Below are 16,084 nucleotides of genomic sequence, written 5' to 3'. Positions count from 1 at the left end.
GAGCCAACGATGCGAAGCAAACTGGACGCCTGCCTGGACTCGGTCAATCAGGTGCTGCTGGGCAAGGAGGCGCAGGTGCGCCTGGCGCTGACCTGCCTGCTGGCGCGCGGTCACCTGCTGATCGAAGACCTGCCCGGGATGGGCAAGACCACCCTCAGCCATGCTCTGGCGCGCGTGCTGGGCCTGAGCTTCCAACGCATCCAGTTCACCTCCGACCTGCTGCCCGGCGACATCCTCGGTACCTCGGTGTTCGACAAGGACAGCGGGCAGTTCGTCTTCCACCCCGGGCCGATCTTCGCCGAGCTGGTACTGGCCGACGAGATCAACCGCGCCACGCCGAAGAGTCAGAGCGCGCTGCTCGAGGCGATGGAGGAGGGCCAGGTGACCATCGAGGGGGCGACCCGGCCGCTGCCCGAGCCGTTCTTCGTCATTGCCACGCAGAACCCGGTGAGCAGCGGCGGCACCTTCGCCCTGCCGGAGTCGCAGCTCGATCGCTTCCTCATGCGCCTGTCGCTCGGCTACCCGGCGCAGGCGGCGGAGAAGGCGCTGCTGCTGGGCGACGCGCGGCGCGAGCTGCTGCCGCGGCTGCAGCCGATTCTCGACCACGCCGAGCTGGCCCGGCTGCAGGCCGAGGTGCCCAAGGTGCGCGCCAGCGATGCGCTGGTCGACTACGTGCTGCGCCTGGTCGAGGCCACGCGCAGCCAGCCGCAGTTCGCCTGGGGCCTGTCGCCGCGCGCCAGCCTGGCGCTGCTGGCCGCGGCGCGGGCCTGGGCGCTGCTGGCCGAGCGCGACTACGTGATCCCCGAGGACGTGCAGGCGGTGCTGCCCTCGGTGGTCGGCCACCGCCTGCGCGAGCGCGCCGACCCCGCCGGCCACGGCGGCGGCAGCCTGGTGCAATGGCTGCTGCGCGAAGTGCCGGCGCTCTGATGCGCGCCGCGCTGAAACCGCTGTGGAGCCGCTGGCTGGCGCGGCGGATTCCGCCGGCGGCCAGCGTGCGGCTGAACCAGCGGCGCATCTTCATCCTGCCCAGCCGGGTGGGCGCGGCGTTCGGCGTGGCGCTGCTGCTGATGCTGCTGATGGCCATCAACTACCAGAACAGCCTGGCCTATGGCCTGACCTTCCTGCTGCTGGCGGTCTTCGTCGTCGCCATCCTGCACACCTATCGCAACCTGGCCGGGCTGGTGCTCAAGGCCGGTGGCGGCGGCGCGGTGTTCGTTGGCGAGCAGGCGCGCTTTCGCGTGCGCCTGGAAAGCCGCGAGCGCGAGCATCAGGCCGTGGCCCTCGGCTGGCCGCCGGCCGAGCTGGTGTTGCGCGACGTGCCGCGCCAGGGCCAGGCCGAGCTGGAATTGTGCCTGCTGGCGCAGCGCCGCGGCTGGCTGCGTCCCGGCCGGCTGCGGGTGGAGAGCCGTTTCCCGCTGGGCCTGCTGGTGGCCTGGAGCTGGGTCGATCTGGATCAGGCGCTGCTGGTCTATCCACGGCCGCTGGAAGGCGAGTTACCGCTGGCCGCCGGTCTGGGCGCGGAAGACGAGGAGGGCATGCGCGCCCGCGGCCAGGGCGCCGACGATTTTCAGGGGCTGCGCGACTACCAGCCGGGCGACTCCAAGCGGCGCCTGGACTGGAAGGCCTATTCCCGCGGTCAGGGCCTGCTGGTCAAGGAGTTCGCCAGTCTCAGCGGACGTGACCTGTGGCTGGACTACGAGCAGCTGGGCGGCGATGCGGAGCTGCGCCTGTCGCGCCTGTGTCACTGGGTGCTGCAGCTCGCCGAGCGGCAGCAGGCGTTCGGTCTGCGTCTGCCGGGGCAGACGATCGCGCCGGACTACGGCGAAGGTCATCGCGACACCTGCCTGCGTGCCCTGGCGCTGTTCGGTGAACCGGCATGAGCGCGCTGCCGGGCATTCCGCGCATCGCCCTGACCTGGCTGCTGGTGGCCCAGGCGCTGGTGATCCTGCCGCACCTCGTTCACCTGCCGTCGTGGATGATCGCCCTGTGGCTGGGCGCCGCCGCCTGGCGCGTGCAGATCTTCCGCATGCGCGCGCGTTACCCCAACGGCTGGATCAAGGGCGCACTGATGCTGCTGGTGCTGGCCGGCGTCCTGCTGTCGCGTGGCACCCTGGTGGGGCTGGACGCGGCCGTGGTGCTGCTGGTCGCCACCTTCGTCCTCAAGCTGGTGGAGATGCGCAGCCGGCGCGACGCCCTGGTGCTGATCTTTCTCGGCTTCTTCTGTGTGACCGCCGCCTACCTGTTCGACGACGGCATCCTCGCCGCGCTGTACAGCTTGCTGCCGGTGTCCGCATTGCTCGCCGCGCTGGTCGGCCTGCAGCACAGCGGCTTCGCCGAGCGGCCCTGGCCGACCCTGCGCCTGGCCGGCGGCCTGCTGCTGCAGGCCGCGCCGCTGATGCTGCTGCTGTTTCTGTTCTTTCCGCGCATGGGCCCGCTGTGGTCGCTGCCGATGCCGAGCGACAAGGGCGTCACCGGTCTGTCCGACAGTATGGCGCCGGGTGAGATCGCCGAGCTCAGCCGCTCCTCGGCGCTGGCCTTTCGCGCCAGCTTCGAAGGGTCTATACCGGAGCGCGACACCCTGTACTGGCGCGCCTTGACCCTGGAGCGCTTCGATGGCCGGCGCTGGTCGCAGTCGGCCCGGGCCGAGCTGCCGGTTGCTCCACAGTGGCGCAGGGTGGGCGAGCCGCTCGACTACAGCATCGTCATGCAGCCCAGCGGCAAGCCCTGGCTGTTCACTCTCGACGTGGGGGTAACCGCGCTGGAGGGCAGCCGCATGATGAGCGACTTCCGCTGGCAACGACGACGCCCGGTGGATCGTTCGCTGCTCTATCAGGTGCGCTCCTGGCCGCAGGCGCTGCGCGAGGCGGATGCCCCACCGCAGACCATGCTGCGCGCGCTGCAGCTGCCGGCGCAGGGCAATGCGCGCAGCCGCGCCTGGGCCGCCGAGCTGCAGCGCGAGTATCCGCAGGCGGATGCGCTGGTGTCTGCGCTGCTGCAGCACTTCAACCGCGAGCCTTTCGTCTACACCCTGCGCCCGCAGCCGCTGGGGCCGGACGGCATCGACGAGTTCCTGTTCGACACGCTCCGCGGCTTCTGCGCGCACTACGCCGGGGCCATGACCTTCGTCCTGCGCGCCGCCGGCATTCCCGCGCGGGTGGTGACCGGCTACCAGGGCGGCGAGCTCAATCCGCGCGGCAACTACATCCAGGTGCGCCAGTTCGACGCCCACGCCTGGGTCGAATACTGGCAGCCGGGGCAGGGTTGGCGCAGCGTCGATCCGACCTATCAAGTGGCGCCGCAGCGCATCGAGCAGGGTCTCGAGGAGGCGCTGGGCGAGGAGGAGGGTTTCCTCGACGACCAGCCGTTCTCGCCGCTGCGCTATCGCCAGCTGACCTGGCTCAACCAGTTGCGCCTGGGCTGGGATAACCTCAACTACGGCTGGCAGCGCTGGGTCCTGGGCTATCAGGGCGAGCAGCAGCTGCAACTGCTGCAGCGCTGGTTCGGCAGCCTCGACTGGCAACGCCTGGCGCTGGCCCTGGTTGGCGGCGGCGCGCTGCTGCTCGGCTTGCTGGCGCTGTGGCTGCTCAAGCCCTGGCAGCAGCGCCGCGACCCGCAGGGCCAGGCCTACCGCCGTTTCGAGCGTCTGCTGGCACGGTATGGCGTGCGGCGCCAGGCGGGCGAGGGGGCGCGCGCCTTCGCCCAGCGCGCCAGCGCCGAGCTGCCGGATCAGGCGGCACAGATCCAGGCCTTCGCCGGTTGTTTCGAGGCCCAGCGCTACGCCGGTCAGGCGCCCTCGCGGGCGGCCCTGCGCCAGGCACTGGGCGCGTTGCGCAGGGCCTTGCCCTGGCGCCTGTTGCGTTAGGGCCTGGTCTGGCAATAATCGCCTAGGGTGCGCCATGCACACCGCGAGTAACGGGATGCCAGGCGCGCATGGCGTGGGCGGCCCCGCGACACCCGACGGGCCGGGATCACCTAGGCTGGATGTGGCTCTTTTCATCCACCGTTGGCCCGGCAGTGGCGAATGACCGATCCAAGTAAGGAGGCGTGTGCATGAAGGGTTTCGTCGATCGGATTCCGGCCCGCCTGCTGAGTCTGCAGGTGCGTCTGTATGCCTGCCAGGCGCGGCTGGCCAGCGCCACCGACCCCGAGGCCCTGCATGACCTGCGCATCGCCCTGCGTCAGTTGCGCAGCCTGCTGCGCCCATTGCGTGGCCTGGCGGCGGTGGAGGCGTTGGAGCAGCGCGCCGCGGTACTGGGGCGCCGCACCGGGCCGTTGCGCGACCGCGAGGTATTGGCGGCCGAACTGCGCCGCCTCGGCATGCCGCGGCTGGCGCAGGGCGAGGTGCAGCGGATCGCCGGTCATGCCGCCGTCGCCGCCAGCGCCGAGCTGGCCGAGCTGCTGCGTACGCTCGATGCCTGGCCGGCCAGCTGGCGCCAGGCGGCCGCCCAGGGTCAGCTGCGCGGCATGGACAAGCGCATCCGTCGACGTCTGCGTCGGCAGCGCCGGCAACTGGCGCAGGCCCTGCGCGATCCGGCGCACGACCGTCACCGCCTGCGCCTGCTGATCAAGCGGGTGCGCTACGCTGCCGAGGCCTATCCGCGGCATAGCGGCCTGAGCGAGGCGGTGCTGGGGCGTCTGAAACGGGCCCAGGCCGAGCTCGGCGACTGGCACGACCATCTGCAATGGCTGGCGCAGGGTGATACCAGCGAGGCTCTGCAACCCTGTCGTCCCGTCTGGCAGCAGGCCCAGGCGGCGGCCGAGCGGCGTGCGGACGAGGCGCTGCTGGCGCTGCATGGCGACTTCTTGCCGGATAAACAAGGCGACATTTTCGCCGGAACTATGGCCGAATAACCATCCTTTCGATCTATCGTTCGGCCTGTACCATCCCCTAAGATCGACGCCATCTATCGTTTGCGAGGTGGCTATGACCTTTTCCGAATTGCTGCAGGCCGTGCGTGCCAATCCCGATGCGCTGGTGATTCCCGCCGTATGGGGCCAGGGCCGCGCCAGTTTCGGCGGCCTGGTGGCGGCGCTGGCCTACGAGGCCATGCGCGCCAGGGTGTCGGAGGGGCGCCCGGTGCGCTCGCTGGCCATCACCTTCGTCGGCCCGGTGGCGGCGGATGTGCCGGTGAGTTTCCAGGTCGAGGTGCTGCGTGAGGGCAAGGCGGTCAGCCAGCTGTGCCTGCGCGCGCTGCAGGATGGCCAGGTGGTGACCCTGGTGCAGGGCAGCTTCGGCGCCGCACGCGCCTCGGCCGTCGAGGTGGCGCCGCTGCCGGCGCCGCAGATCGAGCCGGCCGAGCGCTGCCAGGAGTTGCCCTACGTGCGCGGCGTCACCCCCGAGTTCACCCGTTTCCTGGCCATGCGCTGGGGCCTCGGCGGCATGCCGTTCAGCAACAACCCCTCGCGGCAGATGGGCGGCTGGGTGCGCCTGCGGGGCGAGCAGCAGCCGCAGGTGCTGAGCGAGGCGCATCTGCTGGCGCTGGTCGATGCCTGGCCGCCGGCGGTGCTGCCCCACCTCAAGAGCCCGGCGCCGGGCAGTTCGCTGACCTGGACCATCGAGTTCGTCCAGCCACTGCGGGAGCTGAGCACCGAGCACTGGTGCCTGTACCGCGCCGAGATCGAGCATGCCCGCGACGGCTACGGCCACGTCGCGGCGGCGTTATGGAGCCCGGACGGCGAGCTGATCGCGATCAGCCGGCAGACCGTCACCGTGTTCGGCTGAGTCAGTGGCGCTTGCGCCGGCGCCAGGCGCGCCACCAGCCGCCGCTGCAGACGAAGCGCGGGAAGGTCACGCACTGCTCCAGCAGCAGGCGCTTGACCGCGTCGCGCTTGCCGGCGAAGGGCTCGGGGAGCTGCCTTTCCAGGCGGTGGCCATGGGCCTGCAGGGCGAGGGCGGCGGCCATGCCGATGGCGCCCAGCGCCAGCGGCACGAAGCCCGGGCGCCACAGGCCGATCAGCAGCAGTAGCGCCGACAGCAGAAACAGTGGCACGGCCAGCAGGTGCAACAGCAGGTTGGTCGGGTGCCGGTGCTGATCGGCGTAGTGGCGCCATTGCCAGGCCAGCAGATTGGGGCGACGTTTGCTCATGGGGCGATCCTCGACTCGATGGCTGGAGTCTAGGACCGCCTTGCCGATCGGCGCGAATCGCTCCTGGCTATGGCGCGCATAGACCCAAGCCTAAAGGCGCAGCTGACGGATCGCCTTGCTCAGCTCGCCGGCCAGTTCGGCCAGATGCTGGCTGGTGGCGGCGGAATCGAGGGTCTGACCGACGGTCTGCTCGGTGACGTCGCGGATGCCCACCACCGAGCGGCTCATTTCCTCGGCCACCTGGCTCTGCTGGGCGGCGGCTACGGCGATCTGGGTATTGCTGTCGCGCATCAGCGCCACTGCAGCGGTGATCGCCGCCAGCGCCTCGCCGGCTTCCTGGGCCAGTTGCACGCACTGGTTGGCGTGCCCCGAGCTTTCGCGCATGAACTCCACCGCGTCGCGGGTGCCACCCTGCAGCTTGCCGATCATCTGGGTTATTTCGTCGGTGGACTCCTGCACCCGCTTGGCCAGGTTGCGTACCTCGTCGGCCACCACGGCGAAGCCGCGGCCCATTTCGCCGGCGCGGGCGGCCTCGATGGCGGCGTTGAGGGCGAGCAGGTTGGTCTGCTCGGCGATGCCGTGGATCACCCCGACCACCCGGTTGATGTGCTGGCTGTCCTCGGCCAGGCGCTCGATGCTGCCGGCGCTCTGCTGCACGCCCTGGGAGAGGGCGGCGATGGACTGCTCGACGCGACCGACCACCGCCTGGCCCTCACGGGCCAGCTGATCGGCGTTGTGCGACTGGTCGCGGGTGCTGCCGGCATGTTCGGCGATGTGCTGCACGGTGGCGGACATCTCGTTGATCGCGGTGGCCGCCTGGTCGGTCTCGCTCTGCTGGCTGAGCATGCCCTGGCGCACGGCGCCCATGCGCTGGGCCATGCTGCGGGTGCCGTCGTCTAGTTCGGCGGCGACCTGGCCGACGGTGCCGACCACGCGCTGGTAGCCGGCCTGCATGGCGTTGAAGGCGGCGGCCATCTGGCCGACCTCGTCGCGGCCCTCCAGCGGCACGCGCAGCGACAGGTCGCCGCTGCGCTCGACCTGCAGCATCACGTCCTTGAGGGTATTGAGGTGGCTGAGCAGAAAGCGGATCAACAGCTGCGAGGCGGCCAGCAGCAGCAACATCAGTACCGCCACCGCGCCGGCATAGGTCAGCGCATGTTGACCGAGCAGCTGCAACAGGCTAGGTGCATGGGCCAGCAGGGCGACACGGCGTCCGTCCTCCAGGCTCAGCAGCTGTGCGCCGATCGGTGGATCCTCGCTCAGCCAGGCATCGTGAGCCAGAGCCTGCCAGCCGGTGGCATCGACCGCAGCGCCGGCGCCCGGCAGTGATTCGCCGCCCTGCAGCAGGCGCAACTGCTGCAGGGCCGGCAGCGGCGCCTGGCTCGGCCACAGACGCAGCAGCTGCGCCTGTTCGGCCGCCGCCCTACGGGCGTCGGCGCTGCGTGCCTGCTGCTCGGTGTGCAGGGCGAACAGCACCAGCATCAGGCTGGTGGCGAAAGCGACGGCATTGACCGCCCAGAACTTGTACTTCAGAGAAAGATCGCTGATCCAGGAACCCATGCTTCGTAGTGTCCGTATCCGTCAGCCGCTATTGGCCAATTGCCAGTAGTATCGTACAGCTCGGAGGCGTGGCCGTTGATCCCGGTCAACTCTGCGCTACCTCGCGCTCGCTCGGCACGGGCAGGCCGAAGAAGGCGCGGGCGCAGGCGCTGGTCTCGGCAGCCAGTTGCTGCTCGCTCTGCCGGCGATGGCGCGCCACCTCGCGCAGCACCTCGGTCAGGAAGGCCGGCTCGTTGCGTCCACTTTTCGGCTTCGGCCGCAGGCTGCGCGGCAGCAGGAAGGGCGAGTCGGTCTCGAGCATCAGCCGGTCGGCGGGAATGTCGCCGAGCAGTGGATGCAGATGGGTTCCGCGACGCTCGTCGCAGACCCAGCCGGTGATGCCGATATGCAGGTCGAGGTCCAGATAGGCATAGAGCGCCCGGCGTTCGCCGGTAAAGCAGTGCACCACCGCCGCCGGCAACCGGTCGCGAAAATCACGCAGTATCTCCAGCAGACGCTGGCTGGCCTCGCGCTCGTGCAGAAACACCGGCATGGCCAGTTCCGCTGCCAGCGCCAGCTGTTCTTCCAGGGCCTTTTCCTGCTGCGGCCGCGGCGAGAAGTCGCGGTCGAAGTCCAGCCCGCATTCGCCCACCGCGCGCACCTCGGGCTCGCCGAGCAGGGCCTTGAGCGCAGTGGCGCTCGCACCGTTCCAGGCGCTGGCATCGTGCGGGTGAACCCCGGCGGTGCTGAACAGCCGTTCGCCGCTATCGTCCAGCCGTCGGCAAAGCTCGAGGCTGGCCTCGCTTTCGCTCAGACTGGTACCGGTCAGCACCAGCTGGCAGACGCCGGCGGCCCGGGCGCGTTCGAGCAGGGCCTCGGCCTGTGTGGCGAGGCTGGGGTGGGTGAGATTGACGGCGATATCGATGAGTTGCATGGTGCCACCTGGTGAGCGCGAGGAGGCAGCATAGCAGATGCTCTCCGTTCGTCAGAAAGGCGAGTTAAAACAATGAGTTGGGAATAGTTTTCAAGGTTGGAGCAAGGCTTTGGACTGGCGTCGCCTGCTTGAGCTGTGCGACCCTCCGCGCCCCGCACCGACCTTGGGAACTCGGCTGGCGGGTCGAGGGTCTGTTGCCGGTCCGCGTGGTCAGCCGGTAAAGGCGCAGACCGAGTACGGCGATCCGCCGCCCACCCCTGGAGAATCGATGTCGCGACTGCTGTTGGTCCTGTGCCTGGTGCTGCTGTTGCCGTTGCCGGCCAGCGCGCGTCTGGCCGGTCCGCCGGAGGTCGGCAGCCAGGCGCGCAGCGCCCGCGACCTGCCGGCGATCCGCAGCAGCGGCGAGCTGCGCGTGCTGGTCAACCAGAGCCGCAACAGCTCGGGCTCGGTCAAGGGCCAGAGCATTGGCGTCGAGTACCACCGCCTGCGCGCCTTCGAGCAGTACCTCAACCGCAACGCCCGCGACGGCCGCGGCCTGCGCCTGAAGATCATCCCCAAGGCCAAGGATCAGCTGCTCGGCGCCCTGCAGCGCGGCGAGGGCGACCTGGTGGCGCCGGGCGAGCTGCTCAACGTGCGCGCCGGACACGACGTCAGCGCCAGCGCGGCGATCCGCCGCGAGGTGCCGCTGGTGCTGGTGGCGAAGCAGGGCAACCAGCATTACCGCAGCCTCGAGCAACTGGCCGGACGCAGCCTGTCGCTGCCGGCCGGCAGCGCCGTGGGCGAGGCGTTGCGCAAGGTCAACCAGCAACTGGCGGCGCGCAATCTGCCGCCGATCGTGGTGGAGTGGGTCGACCCCAGCCTGGCGGTGGAGGACGTGCTGGAAATGGTCCAGGCCGGGATCTTCGAGCGCACCGCGGTGGAGCTGCCGATCGCCGAGCGCTGGGCCAAGGTGATGCCCGGGCTCCGGGTGGACAAGCACCTGATGCTGGCGCGCGACGGCGACATGAGCTGGTTCGTGCGGCCGGACGCGCCGATGCTGCGCGCCAGCATCGACCGCTTCTTCGCCGGCTACCAGAGCCCGGCCGACCAGGACGCGGCCTTCCAGCGCGTCTACCGACGTCTGTACAAGGTTCACTCGCCGCTGGGGCGCATCGAGCGCCAGCGCCTTGAGCGGGTGCGCCCGGTGCTGCAGCAGCATGCCGAGCGCCAGGGCTTCGACTGGCTGCTGCTGGCGGCGCTGGCGTTCAAGGAGTCGACCCTCAATCCCTCCGCGCGCGGCGCCAGCGGCGCCACCGGGCTGATGCAGATCACCCCGGCGGCGGCGCGCAGCGTCGGCGGCAGCAATATCCAGAGCCTGGACGGCAATGTGCAGGCCGGCAGCAAGTACCTGGCGATGTTGCGCCGCAACTTCTTCAACAGCCCGCAGTTCAACGAGCGCGAGCGCATCGCCTTCGTCCTGGCCGCCTACAATCTCGGCCCGCAACGGGTCCAGAGCCTGCGTGCCGAGGCCCGTCGCCGTGGCCTCAATGCCAACCAGTGGTTCTTCCAGGTGGAACGGGTGGCGATGGAGCAACTGGGCATGGGTGTGGTGAGCTACGTAAATAGCGTGAATAAGTACTACCTTGCTTATGACCGTGAGCGCTATTTGCTGGAGCCGCAGGGACAGCGTCTGACGGCCAAATAAAATCTAAAAAATCGATCTTAATAAGCGGTATTTTTCGATTTTAATATCGAATAAATTGGATATTCTGTGCGCCATCAACTCCCACACACGAAGGACGCCTTGCAATGAACGACCTGATCAAGAGCATTACCGCAACTCAAGCCGGTTTTGGCATCGCCATCCTGCGCATAGTCGCCGGCATCACCTTCGCCGCCCATGGAGCGCAGAAGCTGTTCGGCTGGTTCGGCGGCTACGGCCTTGAAGGTGTCGGCCAGTGGATGGAAAGCATCGGCCTGGCGCCGGGCTACCTGATGGCGCTGATGGCCGGTAGCGCCGAGTTCTTCGGCGGCCTCGCCCTGATCGTCGGTCTGCTGGTGCGCCCGGCCGCCGCGGTACTGGCGGTGACCATGCTGGTGGCGATCTTCACCGTGCACCTGGCCAACGGCTTCTTCATGAGCAACAACGGCTACGAATTCGCCCTGGCGCTGCTGGCGATCAGCGTGGCACTGGTATTCGAGGGTGCCGGCAAGCTGTCGCTGGACGGCAATATCGCTCGCTGATCCGTTTCCGTCCGATAGGAGAAGGCCCGCATCGCGGGCCTTCTTGCGTTCACGACCTTTTACTCAGGCGGCAGGTGCCTGTTCGGCCTTCTTCTCCTGTATCGCCACCTGCTGCGCCAGTTCGATCATCTGCTCGCGCATCCAGCGGTTGGCCGGGTCCTGGTCGGTGCTCTCGTGCCAGTACAGGTGGGTCTCCAAGGCCGGTACGTCGCCGACCGGCAGCGCCACGTGGTGCAGGTTGTGGCGGCGGGCGAAGCGCTCCGGCACGGTCATCACCATATCGGTCTGCAGCATCACGCTGCCGGCCATCAGGTAATGCTGCGAGCGCAGGGCGATCTTGCGCTGGACGCCCATCTTGCCCAGGGCCAGGTCGACATAGCCGAGGCCGCTGCGACGGCTGGAGATCTGGATATGGGTCAGCGACAGGTATTCGTCGAGGCTGATCCGGTCCTTGGCCAGCGGATGGCCGGGGCGCATGGCGCAGACGTAGCGGTCGTCCAGCAGCTTGACGTGACGCACCTGCGGGTCGGTGTTGAGCGGGGCGTCGACGGCGAAATCCAGGCGCCCGGCGGCCAGTTCCTTGGTGGTCTCGCGGCGCTTGGCCAGAAAGCTCTCGATGCATACGCTCGGCGCCAGGCGGCGCAGACGCTGGAACAGCGGCGGCAGGAGAATCTGCTCGGAGAGGTCGGTCATGCTGATGCGGTAGGTCTTGTTCGCCTGTTGCGGGTTGAAGGTGCGGCTCTCCTGCACCGATACGCGCAAGAGCTGCAGGGCGTTGCGCACCGGGCCGATGATGTTCTGCGCCATCGGCGTGGGCACCATGCCCTGGGCGGTGCGTACGAACAGCGGGTCGTTGAAGGTTTCGCGCAGGCGGGCCAGGGCGTTGGACACCGCCGGCTGGGTGATGCCGACGATCTGCCCGGCACGGGTCAGGTTGGCCTCGGTGTAGATGGCGTCGAAGACGATGAAGAGGTTCAGATCCACCTTGGTCAGGTTCATGCCGGATGCGCTCCAGGGCTGTCGATATCAGTCGATCATATATCGGTTATGAATGTTCATACACGCTAAAAATAGGTTCGATAAATCTTAGGCGCTGTTCTAGCATCATTTCCACAACCTCACACCCCCTTGTTAGAAACAGCCCCTCAGAAGGTATCCCCATGGATTTCGCCTACTCCCCCAAGGTTCAACAGCTGCGTGAGCGCGTCACGGCATTCATGGAGGCGCACGTCTACCCGGCCGAAGCGGTATTCGAAAGGCAGGTGGCCGAAGGCGACCGCTGGCAGCCCACCGCGATCATGGAAGAGCTGAAGAACAAGGCCAAGGCCGAAGGCCTGTGGAACCTGTTCCTGCCCGAGTCCGACTACGGGGCCGGCCTGAGCAATACCGAGTACGCGCCGCTGGCCGAGATCATGGGGCGCTCGCTGATCGGCCCGGAGCCGTTCAACTGCGCCGCACCGGATACCGGCAACATGGAGGTGCTGGTGCGCTACGGCAACGAGGCGCAGAAGCGCCAGTGGCTGGAGCCGCTGCTGTCCGGCGAGATCCGCTCGGCCTTCGCCATGACCGAGCCGGGGGTAGCCTCTTCGGATGCCACCAACATGCAGGCCAACGCCCATCGCGAGGGCGACGAGTGGGTGATCAACGGCCGCAAGTGGTGGACCTCCGGTGCCTGCGACCCGCGCTGCAAGGTGATGATCTTCATGGGCCTGACCAACCCCGACGCGCCGCGCCACCAGCAGCACTCGATGATTCTGGTGCCGATGGATGCGCCCGGTGTCACCGTGCTGCGGCCGCTGCCGGTGTTCGGCTACGACGACGCCCCGCACGGCCACGCCGAGGTGCTGTTCGAGAACGTGCGGGTGCCCTACGAGAACGTGCTGCTCGGCGAGGGGCGCGGCTTCGAGATCGCCCAGGGGCGCCTCGGCCCAGGCCGCATCCACCACTGCATGCGCTCGATCGGCATGGCCGAACGCGCCCTGGAGCTGATGTGCAAGCGCGCCGTTTCGCGCACGGCGTTCGGCAAGCCGCTGGCGCGCCTGGGCGGCAATATCGACCATATCGCCGACTCGCGCATGGAGATCAACCAGGCGCGCCTGCTGACGCTGAACGCGGCCTACATGATGGACACCGTGGGCAACAAGATCGCCGCCAGCGAGATCGCCCAGATCAAGGTGGTGGCGCCCAACGTGGCGCTCAGGGTGATCGACCGGGCGATCCAGCTGCACGGCGGCGCCGGGGTCTCCAACGACTTCCCGCTGGCCTACTGGTACGCCATGCAGCGCACCCTGCGCCTGGCCGATGGCCCGGACGAAGTGCACCGCGCCGCCATCGGCAAGTACGAGATCGGCAAGTACGTGCCGCGCGAGGCGATGAAAGCCAGTCGCTGAGCCAGGCGCTGATAAAGACGAGGCCCGCATCTTTGCGGGCCTCGTCGTTTAGGTTGCGGCGCGCAGCGCAGCCCGCGGCAATCGGGCGCTCAGTCGTCGGAGCGCTGCGCCTGGCCCAGCCAGCCGAGGCGCATATGCAGCTGCGCGGCGAAGGCGCGCGCGGCCAGTTCCTCATGAAAGGTCAGGGCGCGGCGACCGACGCGCACCTGCCATAGGCGACGGCCGCCGCGTTCCAGCACTTCTATGCGTACATCCGCCATGCTTCAACTCTGTTGTCGATCGAGACCGGCCCGGTCGCGGGTTCTCAGCAGCGACAGGATCACGCCGCCGGCCAGCAGGCTCAAGGTTACGCCAAGCGAGAGCAGGGCGGGAACCTTGAGCAGATCATGCAGGAAGATCTTGCCGCCGATATACATCAGCACCAGAGCCAGGGCGTACTTCAGGTAGATGAAGCGGTGCATCAGCGCGGCCAGGGCGAAGTACAGCGAGCGCAGGCCGAGGATGGCGAAGATGTTCGAGGTGTAGACGATGAACGGGTCCTGCGAGATGGCCAGCACCGCCGGCACGCTGTCTACCGCGAACACCAGGTCGGCCAGCTCGATCAGCACCAGCGCCAGCAGCAGCGGCGTGGCATGCAGCAACGGCTTTCCGCTGACCCGATCCTTCAGGCGCACCAGGAAACGACCGTCGTGCAGCTCGTCGGTGACCCGCAGGTGGCGGCGCACGAAGCGCAGCAGTGGGTTCTGCGACAGATCCGGGTGGCTTTCCTGGTCGTTGCTGCGCAGCATCTTGAAGCCGCTGAACAGCAGAAAGGCGCCGAACAGGTAGAGGACCCAGTCGAACTGCTGCACCAGCGCCGTGCCCAGGGCGATCATGACGGCGCGCAGCACGATGACCCCGAGGATGCCCCAGAACAGCACGCGGTGCTGGTAGCGGCGGGGGATGTTGAAGTAGCCGAGGATCATCGCCATGACGAAGACGTTGTCCATCGACAGCGACTGCTCGACGAGAAAACCGGTGTAGTACTCCAGCGCCTTGGTCGCACCGAGCTGCCACCAGATCCAGCCGCCGAAGGCGACGCCGACGCCGAAGTAGCCCGAATACAGCAGCAGGCTCTCGCGCATTTCGATTTCGTGCTGGTCGCGGTGCAGCACGCCGAGATCGAGGACCAGCAGGGTGATGATGAGGGTCAGAAAGGCCAGCCAGAACCAGCCGGGGGTGCCGAACAGCGGGGTGGTGAAAAAGGCGAGTAGAGCGTCCATGAGCCTTCCCTATGTCTGCCTGAGTTGAAATGAAATCGACTCAGTGACTCCGACATCACGGTGAGCAACTCACCGCCAGAGGGGCCCGGCGTCACGCCCGGACAGGCTAACGCCTAACCTGGAAAGCCTCAAGCCGGAGCGTGACCGCGCTGCACTTATCGCTTCGAACTCAATAGACCCAGACCTCGACCCGGCGATTGCGGATGCGTCCGTGATCCTCGCTGTTGGCCGCCACCGGCAGCTCGTCGCCGAGCCCGGTGATCTCGCGAAACAGCACACCGCCCTTGGCCAGTTCGCGGCGCACCGCCATGGCGCGCAGCTTGGACAGCAGCGCGGCGCGGGCCGGGTCGCTCTTGGCGTCGCCGAAACCCACCAGCACCACCTGGTTATGCAGCTTGTCGTGGTGCTTGAGGTAGTCCAGCACCCGGCCCAGGTCGCGCTGGGCCTTGTTGTCGAGGGTCGCGCTGCCTTCCTGGAAACGGAAGTTCACCGACAGGCGCTGCGCCTGCTCGGCCAACTGCCGATAGCCGGCCGGCATCTGCGCGACGGGCTCGACGCGCACGGCGCGCACGGTCTGGGCAATGAAGCCGCTGGCCTCGACTATGGCCTGGCCGCGCGGGCCATGGGCGAAATCGATCAACGCCTGGGCCCAGGGGTTGTCCGGCTGCGGCTGGTTGTAGAGGAACAGGCGACGCGACAACGGGTAATCCTCGGTCGCGATCGCCGTGGTGCTCGGCGGCATCGGCTGGGAGTCGCCGGCGGCGATGGCCACGGCCTTGGCCTGGCGGATATAGGGCAGGCCGATAAAACCGATGCCGTTGGCGTCGCTGGCGACCGCATCGGACAGCTGATTGCTCGACTCGAAGCGCCGGGCGCCGGCGGCCAGGCTGCGTCCGCCCGGTGCCAGCACCAGCTCCTTGAAGGTGTCGTAGGTGCCGGAATTGTCGTCGCGGGCGTACAGGCGCACGGCGCCGGGATTGCCGCCCAGCTCGCGCCAGTCGGTGATCTCGCCGGAAAACAGCTGGGCCAGCTGCTCGACCTTGAGCGCGCCGATGGGGTTGCTCGGGTGCAAGATGATCGCCAGGCCGTCGATGGCGATCACCTGCTCGGCCTGCGGGCCGCGCAGATCGCCGAGAGCGCTCAGGCTGGCGACTTCGCCGTCCTTGATCGGTCGTGACGAGGCGGCCAGGTCCGCCGTGCCTGCCTTGAGCGAGGCGAAACCGGTGCTGGAGCCGTGCGCGGCGATCTCGACCAGTACGGTGCGACCGTCGGCCTGGCGGGCCAGCAGACGTTGCTCGTTCTCCGCGGCGCCGGCTTCGCTGCGGATGTCATGCAAACCTTCGGCCTCGAACAGTCCCCTGACCAGCTCCGGGGCGAGCTTGGCGCCGATGGTGTTGGAGCCCTGGATGCGCAGCACCGGTCGGTTGTCCTGCGCGGCGGGCAGGGCGGCGAACACCGACAGGGGCAGGGCGTAGCAGAGGAAGCCGAGGATCAACAGCGGCAGGATTCGACTCCAGGGATCGCGGTCGAGGGCGGACGGGGCTCGCGGCATGCGGCAGACACCTTCTGGTGGGTGATGGAAAGTGCCGCGAGATTAAGACAGTCAGGTTGCGGTTATATGACAGACCGGTTGTAGCGGGCCTGAGTGGA

15 protein-coding genes are annotated in these 16,084 nt (G+C 68.2%); 8 read left to right on the top strand and 7 right to left on the bottom strand.

Going from position 1 to position 16,084, the window contains the following annotated elements:
* Positions 1-9: 9 nt before the first annotated feature.
* The 5 genes from ACUTAF_RS10930 to ACUTAF_RS10910 all read left to right on the top strand — a co-directional run bounded on the left by ACUTAF_RS10930 (position 10) and on the right by ACUTAF_RS10910 (position 5,722).
* The gene (locus tag ACUTAF_RS10930; RefSeq protein ID WP_445579977.1) at positions 10-927 is read left to right on the top strand and encodes an AAA family ATPase; all 918 of its coding nucleotides are present in this window, start codon (positions 10-12) and stop codon (positions 925-927) included.
* Positions 927-1,880: a DUF58 domain-containing protein gene (locus ACUTAF_RS10925; RefSeq protein ID WP_445579976.1), complete on the top strand. Its 954-nt coding sequence runs from the start codon at positions 927-929 to the stop codon at positions 1,878-1,880. The genes ACUTAF_RS10930 and ACUTAF_RS10925 overlap by 1 nt, the downstream gene beginning before the upstream one ends.
* The gene (locus tag ACUTAF_RS10920) at positions 1,877-3,862 is read left to right on the top strand and encodes a transglutaminase TgpA family protein (RefSeq protein ID WP_445579975.1); all 1,986 of its coding nucleotides are present in this window, start codon (positions 1,877-1,879) and stop codon (positions 3,860-3,862) included. Before ACUTAF_RS10925 ends, ACUTAF_RS10920 begins: the two co-directional genes overlap by 4 nt.
* A 188-nt stretch (positions 3,863-4,050) precedes the next feature.
* Positions 4,051-4,851 (top strand): CHAD domain-containing protein, encoded by an 801-nt coding sequence (locus tag ACUTAF_RS10915; RefSeq protein WP_445579974.1) that lies wholly within the window; start codon positions 4,051-4,053, stop codon positions 4,849-4,851.
* A gap of 73 nt (positions 4,852-4,924) precedes the next feature.
* Entirely contained in the window at positions 4,925-5,722 is a 798-nt protein-coding gene (locus ACUTAF_RS10910) for an acyl-CoA thioesterase (RefSeq protein WP_445579973.1), read from the top strand.
* Position 5,723: 1 nt separating this feature from the next.
* On the opposite strand, the gene ACUTAF_RS10905 is transcribed toward ACUTAF_RS10910, so the two are convergent.
* The 3 genes from ACUTAF_RS10905 to ACUTAF_RS10895 form a co-directional block, all read right to left on the bottom strand.
* Positions 5,724-6,086 (bottom strand): Mpo1-like protein, encoded by a 363-nt coding sequence (locus ACUTAF_RS10905; protein WP_445579972.1) that lies wholly within the window; start codon positions 6,084-6,086, stop codon positions 5,724-5,726.
* Positions 6,087-6,176: 90 nt separating this feature from the next.
* Positions 6,177-7,646 carry a methyl-accepting chemotaxis protein gene (locus ACUTAF_RS10900; protein WP_445579971.1) on the bottom strand — a complete coding sequence of 490 codons (1,470 nt, stop codon included), beginning with the start codon at positions 7,644-7,646 and terminating at the stop codon, positions 6,177-6,179.
* An 85-nt stretch (positions 7,647-7,731) separates the two neighbouring features.
* Positions 7,732-8,559 (bottom strand): TatD family hydrolase, encoded by an 828-nt coding sequence (locus ACUTAF_RS10895; RefSeq protein ID WP_445579970.1) that lies wholly within the window; start codon positions 8,557-8,559, stop codon positions 7,732-7,734.
* A 268-nt stretch (positions 8,560-8,827) separates the two neighbouring features.
* On the opposite strand from ACUTAF_RS10895, the gene ACUTAF_RS10890 reads away from it, so the two are divergent.
* Complete coding sequence (locus tag ACUTAF_RS10890) at positions 8,828-10,243, top strand: MltF family protein (RefSeq protein WP_445579969.1); 1,416 nt, start codon at positions 8,828-8,830, stop codon at positions 10,241-10,243.
* Positions 10,244-10,347: 104 nt separating this feature from the next.
* Positions 10,348-10,782: a DoxX family protein gene (locus ACUTAF_RS10885; RefSeq protein ID WP_445579968.1), complete on the top strand. Its 435-nt coding sequence runs from the start codon at positions 10,348-10,350 to the stop codon at positions 10,780-10,782.
* Between the two features lie 63 nt (positions 10,783-10,845).
* Here ACUTAF_RS10885 and ACUTAF_RS10880 read toward each other — a convergent pair whose 3' ends face one another.
* The gene (locus tag ACUTAF_RS10880) at positions 10,846-11,781 is read right to left on the bottom strand and encodes a LysR family transcriptional regulator (RefSeq protein WP_445579967.1); all 936 of its coding nucleotides are present in this window, start codon (positions 11,779-11,781) and stop codon (positions 10,846-10,848) included.
* Between the two features lie 161 nt (positions 11,782-11,942).
* On the opposite strand from ACUTAF_RS10880, the gene ACUTAF_RS10875 reads away from it, so the two are divergent.
* Positions 11,943-13,172 (top strand): acyl-CoA dehydrogenase, encoded by a 1,230-nt coding sequence (locus tag ACUTAF_RS10875; protein ID WP_445579966.1) that lies wholly within the window; start codon positions 11,943-11,945, stop codon positions 13,170-13,172.
* Between the two features lie 89 nt (positions 13,173-13,261).
* On the opposite strand, the gene ACUTAF_RS10870 is transcribed toward ACUTAF_RS10875, so the two are convergent.
* The 3 genes from ACUTAF_RS10870 to ACUTAF_RS10860 form a co-directional block, all read right to left on the bottom strand.
* Positions 13,262-13,432 carry a hypothetical protein gene (locus ACUTAF_RS10870; protein WP_445579965.1) on the bottom strand — a complete coding sequence of 57 codons (171 nt, stop codon included), beginning with the start codon at positions 13,430-13,432 and terminating at the stop codon, positions 13,262-13,264.
* A 3-nt stretch (positions 13,433-13,435) separates the two neighbouring features.
* Positions 13,436-14,434 carry a TerC family protein gene (locus ACUTAF_RS10865; protein WP_445579964.1) on the bottom strand — a complete coding sequence of 333 codons (999 nt, stop codon included), beginning with the start codon at positions 14,432-14,434 and terminating at the stop codon, positions 13,436-13,438.
* 169 nt (positions 14,435-14,603) lie between these two features.
* Positions 14,604-15,986, bottom strand: a complete 1,383-nt coding sequence (locus ACUTAF_RS10860; RefSeq protein ID WP_445579963.1) for a substrate-binding domain-containing protein — start codon at positions 15,984-15,986, stop codon at positions 14,604-14,606.
* Between the last annotated feature and the right edge of the window lie 98 nt (positions 15,987-16,084).

The organism is Pseudomonas sp. SP16.1 (assembly GCF_052682975.1).
This window is presented reverse-complemented; position numbering and strand designations above follow the sequence as displayed.

What these genes read in the sequence shown, in the direction of transcription:
- ACUTAF_RS10930 (WP_445579977.1), top strand. Translation starts at nt 10, where the DNA reads ATGCGAAGCAAACTGGACGCCTGCCTGGACTCGGTCAATCAGGTGCTG.
- ACUTAF_RS10925 (WP_445579976.1), top strand. Translation starts at nt 927, where the DNA reads ATGCGCGCCGCGCTGAAACCGCTGTGGAGCCGCTGGCTGGCGCGGCGG.
- ACUTAF_RS10920 (WP_445579975.1), top strand. Translation starts at nt 1,877, where the DNA reads ATGAGCGCGCTGCCGGGCATTCCGCGCATCGCCCTGACCTGGCTGCTG.
- ACUTAF_RS10915 (WP_445579974.1), top strand. Translation starts at nt 4,051, where the DNA reads ATGAAGGGTTTCGTCGATCGGATTCCGGCCCGCCTGCTGAGTCTGCAG.
- ACUTAF_RS10910 (WP_445579973.1), top strand. Translation starts at nt 4,925, where the DNA reads ATGACCTTTTCCGAATTGCTGCAGGCCGTGCGTGCCAATCCCGATGCG.
- ACUTAF_RS10905 (WP_445579972.1), bottom strand. Translation starts at nt 6,086, where the DNA reads ATGAGCAAACGTCGCCCCAATCTGCTGGCCTGGCAATGGCGCCACTAC.
- ACUTAF_RS10900 (WP_445579971.1), bottom strand. Translation starts at nt 7,646, where the DNA reads ATGGGTTCCTGGATCAGCGATCTTTCTCTGAAGTACAAGTTCTGGGCG.
- ACUTAF_RS10895 (WP_445579970.1), bottom strand. Translation starts at nt 8,559, where the DNA reads ATGCAACTCATCGATATCGCCGTCAATCTCACCCACCCCAGCCTCGCC.
- ACUTAF_RS10890 (WP_445579969.1), top strand. Translation starts at nt 8,828, where the DNA reads ATGTCGCGACTGCTGTTGGTCCTGTGCCTGGTGCTGCTGTTGCCGTTG.
- ACUTAF_RS10885 (WP_445579968.1), top strand. Translation starts at nt 10,348, where the DNA reads ATGAACGACCTGATCAAGAGCATTACCGCAACTCAAGCCGGTTTTGGC.
- ACUTAF_RS10880 (WP_445579967.1), bottom strand. Translation starts at nt 11,781, where the DNA reads ATGAACCTGACCAAGGTGGATCTGAACCTCTTCATCGTCTTCGACGCC.
- ACUTAF_RS10875 (WP_445579966.1), top strand. Translation starts at nt 11,943, where the DNA reads ATGGATTTCGCCTACTCCCCCAAGGTTCAACAGCTGCGTGAGCGCGTC.
- ACUTAF_RS10870 (WP_445579965.1), bottom strand. Translation starts at nt 13,432, where the DNA reads ATGGCGGATGTACGCATAGAAGTGCTGGAACGCGGCGGCCGTCGCCTA.
- ACUTAF_RS10865 (WP_445579964.1), bottom strand. Translation starts at nt 14,434, where the DNA reads ATGGACGCTCTACTCGCCTTTTTCACCACCCCGCTGTTCGGCACCCCC.
- ACUTAF_RS10860 (WP_445579963.1), bottom strand. Translation starts at nt 15,986, where the DNA reads ATGCCGCGAGCCCCGTCCGCCCTCGACCGCGATCCCTGGAGTCGAATC.